This is a genomic window from Umezawaea sp. NPDC059074 (assembly GCF_042738955.1).
In the GTDB taxonomy this organism is placed as follows: Bacteria; Actinomycetota; Actinomycetes; order Mycobacteriales; family Pseudonocardiaceae; genus Umezawaea.
Window position 1 is genome coordinate 62,280 of sequence record NZ_JBHYHC010000041.1, and the last position, 11,492, is coordinate 73,771.

The 11,492-nt window shown below is 69.4% G+C and carries 13 protein-coding genes; 11 read left to right on the forward strand and 2 right to left on the reverse strand.

The window, feature by feature from the left end:
• Positions 1 to 9: 9 nt before the first annotated feature.
• The 4 genes from ACFWW9_RS20215 to ACFWW9_RS20230 all read left to right on the forward strand — a co-directional run bounded on the left by ACFWW9_RS20215 (position 10) and on the right by ACFWW9_RS20230 (position 3,272).
• The gene (locus ACFWW9_RS20215) at positions 10 to 1,065 is read left to right on the forward strand and encodes an ABC transporter ATP-binding protein (RefSeq protein ID WP_390379731.1); all 1,056 of its coding nucleotides are present in this window, start codon (positions 10 to 12) and stop codon (positions 1,063 to 1,065) included.
• A 55-nt stretch (positions 1,066 to 1,120) separates the two neighbouring features.
• Positions 1,121 to 2,272, forward strand: a complete 1,152-nt coding sequence (locus ACFWW9_RS20220) for a low temperature requirement protein A (protein ID WP_390379734.1) — start codon at positions 1,121 to 1,123, stop codon at positions 2,270 to 2,272.
• Positions 2,262 to 2,651, forward strand: a complete 390-nt coding sequence (locus tag ACFWW9_RS20225; RefSeq protein WP_390379737.1) for a VOC family protein — start codon at positions 2,262 to 2,264, stop codon at positions 2,649 to 2,651. The genes ACFWW9_RS20220 and ACFWW9_RS20225 overlap by 11 nt, the downstream gene beginning before the upstream one ends.
• A gap of 369 nt (positions 2,652 to 3,020) precedes the next feature.
• Complete coding sequence (locus tag ACFWW9_RS20230; RefSeq protein ID WP_390379740.1) at positions 3,021 to 3,272, forward strand: hypothetical protein; 252 nt, start codon at positions 3,021 to 3,023, stop codon at positions 3,270 to 3,272.
• Between the two features lie 80 nt (positions 3,273 to 3,352).
• On the opposite strand, the gene ACFWW9_RS20235 is transcribed toward ACFWW9_RS20230, so the two are convergent.
• Positions 3,353 to 4,843, reverse strand: coding sequence for an LVIVD repeat-containing protein (locus tag ACFWW9_RS20235; protein WP_390379743.1), 1,491 nt, complete (start codon positions 4,841 to 4,843; stop codon positions 3,353 to 3,355).
• 140 nt (positions 4,844 to 4,983) lie between these two features.
• Here ACFWW9_RS20235 and ACFWW9_RS20240 point away from each other — a divergent pair, with 140 nt between their 5' ends.
• Positions 4,984 to 5,613, forward strand: coding sequence for a DUF305 domain-containing protein (locus tag ACFWW9_RS20240; RefSeq protein WP_390379746.1), 630 nt, complete (start codon positions 4,984 to 4,986; stop codon positions 5,611 to 5,613).
• Here the strand turns inward: ACFWW9_RS20240 and ACFWW9_RS20245 are convergent.
• The gene (locus ACFWW9_RS20245; protein WP_390379749.1) at positions 5,610 to 5,927 is read right to left on the reverse strand and encodes an antibiotic biosynthesis monooxygenase family protein; all 318 of its coding nucleotides are present in this window, start codon (positions 5,925 to 5,927) and stop codon (positions 5,610 to 5,612) included. The two genes, ACFWW9_RS20240 and ACFWW9_RS20245, sit on opposite strands and share 4 nt — an antisense overlap.
• An 82-nt stretch (positions 5,928 to 6,009) precedes the next feature.
• Between ACFWW9_RS20245 and ACFWW9_RS20250 the strand changes: the two genes are divergently transcribed.
• From ACFWW9_RS20250 to ACFWW9_RS20275, 6 genes are all read left to right on the forward strand, one after another.
• Positions 6,010 to 6,591, forward strand: a complete 582-nt coding sequence (locus ACFWW9_RS20250; RefSeq protein WP_390379752.1) for a TetR/AcrR family transcriptional regulator — start codon at positions 6,010 to 6,012, stop codon at positions 6,589 to 6,591.
• 93 nt (positions 6,592 to 6,684) lie between these two features.
• Positions 6,685 to 7,572 (forward strand): bile acid:sodium symporter family protein, encoded by an 888-nt coding sequence (locus ACFWW9_RS20255; protein WP_390379755.1) that lies wholly within the window; start codon positions 6,685 to 6,687, stop codon positions 7,570 to 7,572.
• 58 nt (positions 7,573 to 7,630) lie between these two features.
• Entirely contained in the window at positions 7,631 to 8,533 is a 903-nt protein-coding gene (locus ACFWW9_RS20260) for an ABC transporter ATP-binding protein (RefSeq protein ID WP_390379758.1), read from the forward strand.
• Between the two features lie 10 nt (positions 8,534 to 8,543).
• Positions 8,544 to 9,269, forward strand: a complete 726-nt coding sequence (locus ACFWW9_RS20265) for an ABC transporter permease (RefSeq protein WP_390379761.1) — start codon at positions 8,544 to 8,546, stop codon at positions 9,267 to 9,269.
• Between the two features lie 2 nt (positions 9,270 to 9,271).
• Complete coding sequence (locus ACFWW9_RS20270) at positions 9,272 to 10,480, forward strand: sensor histidine kinase (RefSeq protein ID WP_390379764.1); 1,209 nt, start codon at positions 9,272 to 9,274, stop codon at positions 10,478 to 10,480.
• On the forward strand, positions 10,477 to 11,094 hold the full coding sequence (locus tag ACFWW9_RS20275; RefSeq protein WP_390379768.1) for a response regulator: 618 nt from the start codon (positions 10,477 to 10,479) through the stop codon (positions 11,092 to 11,094). The genes ACFWW9_RS20270 and ACFWW9_RS20275 overlap by 4 nt, the downstream gene beginning before the upstream one ends.
• The last annotated feature ends 398 nt before the right edge of the window (positions 11,095 to 11,492 follow it).

Consider the following 11,492-nt stretch of genomic DNA (forward strand, 5'->3'; position numbering starts at 1 on the left):
CCGGGTTTCATGGGTTACCTAGAGCTCAAGGGCCTCCGGAAGTCCTTCGGCGGCGCGCCCGCGCTCGACGGGCTCGACCTCGACCTCACCGAGGGCGAGCTGGTCAGCCTGCTCGGCCCCAGCGGGTGCGGCAAGACGACCGCGCTGCGCATCGTGGCCGGGTTCGAGACGGCCGACACGGGGCACGTCGTGGTGGCGGGCAAGGACATCACGTCCGTCCCGGCGAACCGCCGGGACATGGGCATGGTGTTCCAGGCGTACAGCCTGTTCCCGAACATGACGGCGGCGCAGAACATCGAGTTCGGCCTCCGGCTGCGCAAGGCGTCCGGGAGCGAGCGGGGCAAGCGCGTCGACGAACTGCTGGAACTGGTCGGCCTCGGCAAGTTCGGCGGCCGGTTCCCGCACCAGATGTCCGGCGGCCAGCAGCAGCGCGTGGCACTGGCCCGCGCGCTGGCGATCCAGCCGCGCGTGCTGCTGCTGGACGAGCCGCTGTCCGCGCTGGACGCCAAGGTGCGGGTGAACCTCCGCGACGAGATCCGGCGCATCCAGACCGAGCTCGGCATGACGACGCTGTTCGTCACGCACGACCAGGAGGAGGCGCTCGCCGTCTCCGACCGGGTCGGCGTCATGTCGCAGGGCAAGCTGGAGCAGCTGGACACGCCCGCGGTGGTCTACCGCGAGCCCGCGTCCGCGTTCGTCGCGCAGTTCGTCGGCGTCACGAACGCCGTGCTCGGCAAGGCCGAATCGGGCGCGGTGCGGCTCGGGACGTTCACGCTCCCGACCGACGCGGCGGCCGACCTGGCGGACGGCAGCGACGTGAAGCTGATCGTGCGGCCCGAGGACATCGGGATCGTCGAGCACAAGGGCGAGTCGAACGGCTCGCTGCTGGGCAGCGTGCTCACGCAGAGCTTCCTCGGACCGGTCACCCGCCTGGTGATCCGGCTCGACGGGGACGAGCAGACGATCCGCGTCGACCAGCCGTCGAACATCGCCGCGGCCTACCCGCCCGGCACCGCGGTGGCGCTGGACTTCGCCGCCTCGCGGTTCATGGTCGTGCAGGCCTGAGCAGGTGTCGGGGTCACGCGTGGTGGCCCCGACACCCGTCCTGCATCATCCACTCATGACCGTGCCCTACCGGCCGATGGCCGCCCGTCGACCGGACGAGCCGCACCGCGCGTCCACCCCGCTCGAACTGCTCTTCGACCTCAGCTTCGTGGTCGCGGTGGCGTCGGCGGCGGCGATGCTGCACCACTCGCTCACCGAGAACCACATCGGCCACGGCCTGCTCGGCTACGCCACGGTGTTCTTCGCGATCTGGTGGGCGTGGCTGAACTTCACCTGGTTCGCGTCCTCCTACGACACCGACGACGTGGTCTACCGGGTGACGACCCTCGTGCAGATCACCGGCGTGCTGGTGCTCGCCGCCGGTGTGCCGCGCGCGTTCGAGGACGGCGACTTCACGGTCGTCACCATCGGGTACGTCGTGATGCGCCTGGCGATGGTGAGCCAGTGGCTGCGCGCCCGGCACGGCGACCCCGAGCGCCGCCCGACGGCCACCCGGTACGCGCTCGGCATCACCGTGGTCCAGCTCGGCTGGATCGGCAGGCTGTTCCTGCCCGACGGCCTGCTGCTGACGGCGTTCGTCGTGCTGGCCGTGTGCGAGATGCTCGTGCCGGTGATCGCCGAACGGGCCGCGGGGACCACGTTCCACGTCGGTCACGTGGTCGAGCGCTACGGCCTGTTCACCCTCATCGTCCTCGGCGAGTCGATCCTCGCCGCCAGCAACGCGATCCGCGCGGGCCTCGACGCCGGCACCGACGTGCCCGCGCTGGTGTCGCTGGCGTTCGCGGGCCTGGTCATCGTGTTCGCGCTGTGGTGGCTCTACTTCGACTGCCCGGAGCAGGACCTGACCGCGAGCCTCCGCAAGTCGCTGACCTGGGGTTACGGCCACTACCTCGTGTTCGCCAGCGCGGCGGCCGTCGGCGCCGGCCTGGAGGTGTCGGTCGACTACGACACGCATGTCGCCCACCTGCCGTCGCTCGCGGCGGCGATGACGACGACGGCGCCGGTCGCCGTCTACCTGCTCGTGGTGTGGTTCCTCCAGGTCTTCGAGACCTCCGACGGCCTCGCGCGCTGGACGTTCCCGATCACCGCCGCCCTCGTGCTGGCCGCGTCCTTCGGCCCCGCCCCCATCCACGTGACCGCGGTCCTGCTCGCCGCGCTCGTGGCAGTCAACGTCGTGAGCAACAGGAGGCGGCACGATGGCGCGTGAACTGCGACTGGTGGTCACGGCCACCGACTACGACGAGGCCCTGCGCTTCTACCGCGACGTCCTCGGCCTGCCCGAACAGGCCGCCTTCACCTCACCGGGCGGCCGCGTCACGATCCTCGAGGCGGGCCGCGCCACCCTGGAACTCGCCGACCCGCCCCACGCGGACTACATCGACCAGGTCGAGGTCGGCCAACGGGTGGCGGGCCACATCCGGGTGGCGTTCCAGGTGGACGACGTGACGGTCGCGACCGGAGCCCTCGTCGACGGCGGCGCGACCCTGATCGCCGAACCCACGCGCACCCCGTGGAACTCCCTCAACTCCCGCCTGTCGGCTCCCGCGGGGCTCCAGCTGACGCTGTTCGAGGAACTGGGTGGGTAGTGCGCTCCTCACCCGGTCGGCGGATTCGTCGGGTACGTGCGCTCGGCACACTGGGAGTGCGGAGGGGAGTATCCCCAACACCAGTGTCGTCAGCACGGTAGGGAATCAGTGACCGACCCCGGCGGTTGGACACCCACTACCCGGTGCGGGTGGCCGCCGTAATTGGCGGCGGGAGAGACTTCTGCAGGGGGTTTGTCCATGACGGTGGAACATGTGTCCACCACGGGAGATCGACGGAACCGCTGGAAAGGGACTCTGATCCCTCACTGAGGCCTCGCCGGGCAGGTATCTCAGCTTGCCAGTCATCGGACTGGTCGAGCTGACGCCTGCGCGCCCCGCTCGACCAGAGCAGGGATGCGAGGTGTTCCCGTGGATCTCCTGTCTGTCGGGTCGAGCGTTGTCGTGGTCGCCGTTGTGCCCGCGCTGGTCATGATGGTCGTCAGTCTGGTCGCGCTCCGAGGCAGTGCTCCGAGCCAGAGGCCTGAAATCATCCGCGCCCTGGCCGAGTTGCTTCGAGCCTTCCGTCGTGACCGCACACCGCCGCGCCGAACGTCCACGCGTCGCAAGCCCATTGCTCTCAGCCGTCAGGCGGACGTGGCTGAGCAGGATGTCGAAACCTAGCGGCACCCGAGGAACTGGGCCCGTGAACGCCTCGGGGCCCGTGTCCGAAGTGGACACGGGCCCCGAGGTCACTGGTCAGGTCACCACTCGCGGTAGGCGCCCTGGGTCTGCACGTTGAGCTGGTTCACCCGGACGAACTTCGCCGAGAACGTCCTCGGGTCCCGGACGTCCAGGACGTCGAAGCCCTTGGCGATGTCCGACGAGTAGATGAACCCGTTGTAGTAGTACGCCGACCAGGAACCGCCGCCGCCACCGTCGGGCAGCGGGCCGCGCTCGAAGAAGCCGATCTCCTTCGGCTTCGTGGAGTCGGTGAAGTCCCAGATCGAGATGCCGCCCTGGTACCAGGACTGCACCATGATGTCGCGGCCCTGCACCGGGATCAGCGAGCCGTTGTGGGCCACGCAGTTCTCGGTGTCGGACTGCACGCGCGGGATCTTGTAGTAGCTCTTGAACTCGAGGGTGCGCTTGTCGCCGCGGCCCTTGATGTCGTAGATGCCGTCCGCGCCGCGGTTCTGGCCGATGGCCTCGTTGCAGGTCGCCGCGCCGCCACCGCCGAGCTCGTCGGTGAAGATGACCTTGGTGCCCTCGTTGTTGAACGTCGCCGAGTGCCAGAACGCGAAGTTCACGTTGTCCTGCACCGTGGTGATCACGCGCGGCTTCTCGCGGTCGGAGATGTCGAACAGCACGCCGTCACCCATGCAGGCGCCCGCGGCGAGGTCCTTCGACGGGTAGACCGTGATGTCGTGGCAGCCGCTGGTGGGCGTGACGTAGCCGGTCTCGACGGTGCCGGGGCGGCCCTGGTTGCCGCCGTCCGGGAACAGCACCGGCGCGGAGATGAGCGACGCCTTGGCCGGGTCCTTCAGCGGGACCTTCACGATCGAGATCTTGTCGTGCGGCGGCTGGCAGTCCGGGAACGTCGAGCTGGGGGAGTACGACGAGACGTACAGGTAGGCGTTGCGGCCCTTCTTGTCCGGCACCAGCGTGTGGGTGTGCGACCCGCAGTCCGTCTCGACGGCCGCGACGTACTTCGGGTTGCGCTTGTCGCTGATGTCGAAGACCTTGATGCCCTCCCACGAGGCCTTCTCCGTCGCGGGCTGCGCGACGCTGTTGCAGGAGTTGTCCGACCGCGACGAGTCCGTCGACAGGAACAGCAGGTTGCCCTGGACGGAGATGTCGTTCTGCGAACCGGGGCAGAGGACCTCGCTGACGACCTTCGGCTTCTGCGGGTTGCGGATGTCGTAGATCGTGAAGCCGTTGTAGTTGCCGACGAACGCGTGGTTGTCCTGGAACGCCAGGTCCGAGTTCGTCGACGCGGCGAACGGCGTGCCCTTCGGCAGGTTCGTCACGTGCTTCACGTTGCGGCTGGTCACGACCTGGTCGACGGCGGGGATGCCCGCGGTCGGGTTGGCGGGCGCCGAGAGCTGCGTCTCGGACAGGCCGTCGTAGCTGTCCTGATCGGGTTGGGCCAGCGCCTGCGGACTGAGCCCCAGTGCGGACACCGCCAGTGCGAACGCCCCCAGCGCCGCGAGCGGCGCGCGGCGCCGTCGGGCCGAAACGGATGGTGTGACCACAGGTCTCCCCTTCTTAACCTGGTGCAGGAGTGTCAGTATCACCGTTTTGCACGGCTAAGGACCACGTCCGATCGGCGGGTAGTGCCGTGCCGCCCGCTACTGCGAAAGTCGGTAGGTTGGCGGTGGACCGAGGGGGAGCGATGCGGATCAGGGTCGGGCTGGTGGCGGTCGCGCTGGTGCTCGCGGGGTGCTCCGGCACTCCCGACGAGGACGCCGCGCCCATCATCGTCCCCGGTGCGCCGGGTGAGCAGGCGAAGACGATCTCCCCGGACGACATCGGCACCGACCGCTTCGTCGCTCCCAACGAGAGCGATCTGACCTATGTGGTCGGCATGATCGCGCACCACGCGCAGGCCGTGGAGATGACCGCGCTGGCACCGGATCGGGCGTCGAATGAGACGGTGCGCGGTCTCGCTTCGCGCATCCACGACACGCAGGGCCCGGAGATCGGCGCCATGGAGCAGTGGCAGAAGCAGTTCGCCACGAACGCCGAGCAGCACGGGCATTCCACCGCACTGCCGCATGTGGACCACGCGTCCATGCCGGGGATGGCGAGCGCGGCGGACCTGGAGGCGTTGAAGGCGTCGACCGGCGGCGAGTTCGACAAGCTGTTCGTGCGGTTGATGATCGCGCACCACAAGGGCGCGCTCAAGATGGCCGAGGACGTGCTGGCGAAGGGCGTCGACGTCCGCGTGGAGGAGATGGCCACGGACGTGATCGCCACCCAGACCGACGAGATCAACCGGATGCAGACGCTCCAGCTCCCCTAGGAAGCGATCAGCACCAGGTCCTCGGAGTGCTCGAACGTCTCCACCGCGTTGCCCGTGACGTGCCGGGCGATGCCCTTGTTGCGCGCGTGCGCCTCGCGGAACGAGTCCGACGCGACCCACGCGCGGAAGTCCGCCTCAGTGTCGAACTCGTTGAGCGACACGTACGGCTGGTCCGGGGTCGTCGGCCGCAGCAGCGTGCTCCGGCGCAGGCCGGGGACGCCGGGCAGGTAGGTGCGCATGTTCGCGCGGAACTTGGCCTCGAACTCCTCCGCGCGGTCCGCGGGGACGAACAAGCGGTTGGTGGCGATGAACATGTCGCACCTCCAGGTTCCCGACGCTACGTAGGTAACTATTCCAACGGGGCGTCGGGAAAGCAAGGGGGGATAGCATGGGGCCGTGCCCAGGATCAGTGCCGACACGGTCGCGGAACACCGTGCGAACCGGTTGCGCGCGCTGCTGGACGCGGGCCGCGACCTGGTGACCGAGGGCGGGCCCGAGGCGTTGACGCTGGCCGCGCTGGCCCGGCGCGTGGGGCTGTCCCGGCCGAGCCTGTACGAGTACTTCCGGTCGCGGGAGGAGCTGGTGGCGGCGATCGTCACCGACGAGCTGCCCGAGTGGGCCCGGCACCTGGACCGGGCCGTCGCCGCGGCGGACGGGGTGCCCGCCAAGGTCGAGGCCTACCTGCGGACCGAGCTGGGGATCATCACCGACGGCAGCCACGGCGCGGTCGTGGCCCTGTCGGCGCACGCGCTGCCGGACAGCAGCCGCGAGCAGATCCGGGCCGAGCACGAACGGCTGCTCGCACCGCTGGTCGGCGTGCTGCGCGAGGCGGGCGTCGACCGGCCGGAACTGCGGGCGCTGCTGGTGCACGGGATGGTCGAGGCCGCGTCCCGCGCCGTGGCGCCCGGCCGCGAGGAGCACAACGAGGCCGTCATCGCCGCGCTGCTGGCCCAGGTCCTGCACGGGGTCCTCGCCTAGCGCACATCTCGAATCGGACATAACGGTTGACCGGCGCGGTTTCCGTTGTGAGGGTGTGGAGCCCGTGTCCGCCGGTAGAAGTGCGAGTCGACGATGAACTCGGTGCTCGGTTCGGTGTTGCTGCCCGTCGCCCTGGCCGTGGTGATGTTCGGGCTGGGCCTCTCTTTGACGGTCGAGGACTTCGTCCGGGTGCGCCGCCACCCGGCCGCCGTCGTGGTCGCGCTGGTGTGCCAGCTCGTGCTGCTGCCCGCCGTCTGCTTCGGGCTGGTGCTCCTCTTCGGACTCCCACCGCTGCTCGCGGTCGGCATGATGCTGCTCGCCGCGTCCCCCGGCGGCACCACGGCGAACCTCTTCAGCCACGTCTTCCGCGGCGACGTCGCGCTCAACATCACCCTGACCGCGGTCAACTCCGTCCTGGCCGTGGTGACGCTGCCGCTCGTCGCCAACTTCGCCATCGGGCACTTCACCTCCGGCGGCGACGGCCTGGACCTCCAGTTCGACAAGGTCGTCCAGGTGTTCGCGATCGTGCTGATCCCGGTCGTGCTGGGCATGCTCGTGCGACGACGGTCGCCGGGGTTCGCCGACCGGATGGACCGGCCCGTGCGGATCTTCTCGGTCGTGGTGCTCGCCGGGGTCATCGTCGCGACCGTGGTCTCCGAGCGGGCCAACCTCACCACCTACCTCGCCGCCACCGGCCTGATCGCGCTGGTGTTCTGCGTGATCAGCCTGTCGCTCGGCTACTTCGCGCCGCGGCTGTTCGGCATCGGCCACCGGCAGTCGATCGCGAGCGCGTTCGAGATCGGCGTGCACAACAGCACCCTGGCCATCACGATCGCCATCAGCGTCCTGGGCAGCACGGACATCGCCGTGCCCGCCGCCGTCTACGGCGTCGTGATGTTCCCGGTCGCCGCCCTGTTCGGCTGGGCCGTCGTCAGGGTCCGCTCAGGGGATCTGCCGGAGACCCATCAACCGATCGGTTGACCGCCGGTATGGCTCGCCGGTCGATTCGCCGGAGCCCCCGCTCGACGAACCTTGGGGCATGGCGATCATCGAGGTGGTGGACCTCGGCAAGCGGTACGGGCCGAAGGTCGCGGTGGACGAGGTGTCGTTCACCGTCGAAGAGGGCGAGATCTTCGGGATTCTCGGACCCAACGGGGCGGGCAAGACCACGACGGTCGAGTGCGTCGAGGGCATGCGGGTCCCGGACCGGGGCACGATCCGCGTCGACGGGCTGGACCCCCGGCGGGACCGCGACGCGCTGAGGCAGGTGCTCGGCGTGCAGTTGCAGGAGAGCCAGCTGCCGGACCGGATCAAGGTCCGCGAGGCGCTCGACCTGTACAGCTCCTTCTACCCCGACCCGGCCGACTGGCGCGAGCTGATGGGACGGCTCGGCCTGGAGGAGCAGCGAAACGCCGAGTTCGGCAAGCTGTCCGGCGGCCAGAAGCAGCGGCTGTCCGTGGCGTTGGCGCTGGTCGGCAAGCCGCGGATCGCGGTGCTCGACGAGTTGACCACGGGCCTGGACCCGCAGGCGCGGCGGGACACGTGGGACCTGATCGAGGGCGTCCGCGACTCCGGCGTCACGGTCCTGCTGGTCACCCACTTCATGGAGGAGGCCGAGCGCCTCTGCGACCGGCTGGCCGTGATCGACGCGGGCAGGGTCGTCGCGATCGACACCCCCGCGGGCCTCGTGTCGCGGGTGGACAGCACGCAACGGGTGCGCTTCCGGCCGTCGACCCCGATGGACCTCGCGCTGTTCCGGGACCTCCCCGAGGTGTCCGAGGCGCGCGAGCACGGAGGGCGGATCCACCTCACCGGCCACGGCAACCTGCTGCACGCCGTCACGTCGGTGCTGGCGCGCAACCAGGTCGTGGCCGCCGACCTGCGCATCGACCAGGCCAGCCTCGACGACGCGTTCGTCGAGCTCACCAAACGCGAGAAGTGACGGGGGAGTCGTGCTCAAGGTCATCCAGGTAGAGGCGAAGCTGTTCCTCCGCGAAGGCGCCTCGGTCGCCTTCGCGGTCCTGTTCCCGACGATCCTGCTCCTGGTGCTCGGCGCGATCCCGGCGCTGCGCACCCCCGACCCGAAGTTCGGCGGCCTGCGGTTCATCGACGGCTACGCGGGCACGCTGGTCGTGATCACGTTGGCGTTCCTGGGGTTGCAGCGCCTGCCCGCCGCCGTCGCCACCTACCGCGAACGCGGCGTGCTCCGCAGGCTCGGCACCACGCCGATGCACCCCGGCAAGCTCCTGGCGGCCCAACTGCTGGTCAACCTCCTGGCCGCGGTGGTCTCCGTGGTGCTGGTCGTCGGGGTGGGCAAGGCCGTGTTCGACATCGCCCTGCCGCACAGCCCCGTCGGATTCCTGGCGGCGGTCCTGCTCGGCGCGGCGGCGCTCTTCGCGCTGGGACTGGTGATCGCCGCGTTGGCGCCGACCGCGAAGGCCGCGGCGGGCTGGGCGACGCTCGCGTTCATGCTGATCATGTTCTTCGGCGGCGCCTACCTGCCCCGCTTCCTGCTGCCGGACGTGCTCAACGCCATCGGCCAGTACCTGCCGCCCGGCGTGGCCGCGTTGCAGGACTCGTGGATCGGCACGGCCCCGTCACTCCTGCACCTGGTGATCATGACCCTGATCGCGCTGCTCGCGGGTACCGTCGCCGCCAAGACCTTCCGTTGGGAGTAGGGATGGCCGCGTCCACGCTGGACACCTGGGAAAACCGGTTGGAACGGATCGGGCACGCGATCCCGTACTTCGTCCTCACCGTGACGACCGCGTTGTACCTGCTGCTGGCCCCGCAGGACGCCGGGGCGAAGCTGATCAGCGTCGGGTTCGTCGTCGTCACCTACGCGTGGATGTTCTGGTGGTTCACCGCGCACCCGCAGTGGCGGTCGCGGCAGGACCTCATGGCGATCTTCATCGTCGGGATGCTGATCCTGTACGGCGTGCTCGGGCTGCGGGAGACGTGGTTCGGGGCCGTCTCGTTCGCCGTGTACGTCTACGCCAGCGAGGTGCTGCGGCCGAAGTGGATGTTCGCGGCGGTCTCGGCCACGGCGTTGCTGGCCACGGTCTCGATCTTCGGCGGCATCCCGAGCGGGCCCGAGCTGCTGGCGTTCCTGATCTTCGCGGTGCTGTTCGTGACGCTCGCCTGCACGTTCACGTTCGTCGGGCACGTCACGACCGCGCAGAGCCGCAAGCGCCAGGAGATGGTCGCCCAGCTCGCGGCGACCATGGAGGAGAACGCGGGCCTGCACGCGCAGCTGCTGATCCAGGCGCGCGAGGCCGGGGTGCTCGACGAGCGGCAGCGGATGGCCCAGGAGATCCACGACACCCTCGCACAGGGGTTCACCGGGATCATCACCCAGCTGGAGGCCGCGGAGCAGACCGGCGAGTGGCGCGACCGGGTGGCCACGTCCGTGCGGCTCGCGCGGGAGAACCTGGCCGAGGCGCGGCGGTCCGTGCACGCCCTGCGGCCCGCGCCGCTGGAGAACGCGGCGCTGCCCGAGGCGTTGGCCGAGGTCGTCCACGGGTGGAGCGGCGCGTACGGGGTCGCGGTCGAGGTGACGACCACCGGCACCGCGCGGCCGATGCACCCCGAGGTGGAGGTGGCGCTGCTGCGGACCGCGCAGGAGGCGTTGGCGAACGTGGCCAAGCACGCCGAGGCGTCACGGGTGGGGCTCACGCTGTCGTACATGGAGGACGTGGTGACGCTGGACGTCCGCGACGACGGCGTCGGGTTCGACCCGCTCGTCCCGCACGGCGACGGGTTCGGGCTGATGACCATGCGGCAGCGGGTGTCGCGGCTGGCCGGGGCGTTCGAGGTGGAGTCGGAGCCGGGCGGCGGCACGGCCGTGTCCGCGAGCGTGCCCGCGATCCCGATGGCGGTGACCCCGTGATCCGGCTGGTGATCGTGGACGACCACCCCGTCGTGCGGGACGGGCTGCGGGGCATGTTCTCCGGGGACGGCGACTTCGAGGTCGTCGGGGAGGCGGCCGACGGCGCCGAGGCGATCACCGTCGTGGAGGCGCTGCGCCCGGACGTGGTGCTGATGGACCTGCGGATGCCGCGGACCGACGGGGTCACGGCCATCACCGAGCTGCGCGCACGGGGGAACGCGGCTCACGTGCTGGTGCTCACGACGTACGACACCGAGAGCGACGTGCTCCCCGCGATCAAGGCCGGGGCCACCGGGTACCTGCTGAAGGACACCCCGCGCGACGACCTGTTCCGCGCGGTGCGGTCCGCCGCCCGCGGTGAGGCGGTGCTATCGCCTTCCGTGGCGACGACGTTGCTCGGCCAGGTCCGCGCGCCCGCCACCGACCAGCTCAGCCAGCGGGAGTTGGAGGTGCTCGGGCTGGTCGCGCGCGGTTCCACGAACAAGGAAGCCGCGGTGAAGCTGTTCATCAGCGAGGCGACGGTCAAGACGCACCTGCTCCACGTGTACGCGAAGCTCGGGGTGAAGGACCGGGCTGCGGCGGTGGCCGTGGCCTTCGAGAGGGGCCTCTTCTAGGGCTTTTGCCGTTAAGACCCCCCCGATTTGGTCGTTGGATCATGAGGGTGTAACTTTCTCCTTGTCACCGCGACACGGACCGGAAACGGGCCGGAGCGGGGCCAAAAACCTAAGAACCGAATGCCTCGCAGGCCGATTTGACAGTCTGAAAAATCGCTTGCTAAGCTTCAAACACAAGCCCCGGATTGCACCGCGGTAAGACGCGGAACAAGATGGTGTGCGCGTGTTCTTTGAGAACTCAACAGCGTGCCGAATAGCCAGTAACTTATATGAACCCAGTCAATGGGTTTCCTTTGAGATCAAACTGGACAACTGACATTACTTGTCAGTGATTGTTCGGAGCGATCAAACAATTCATTATTGGAGAGTTTGATCCTGGCTCAGGACGAACGCTGGCG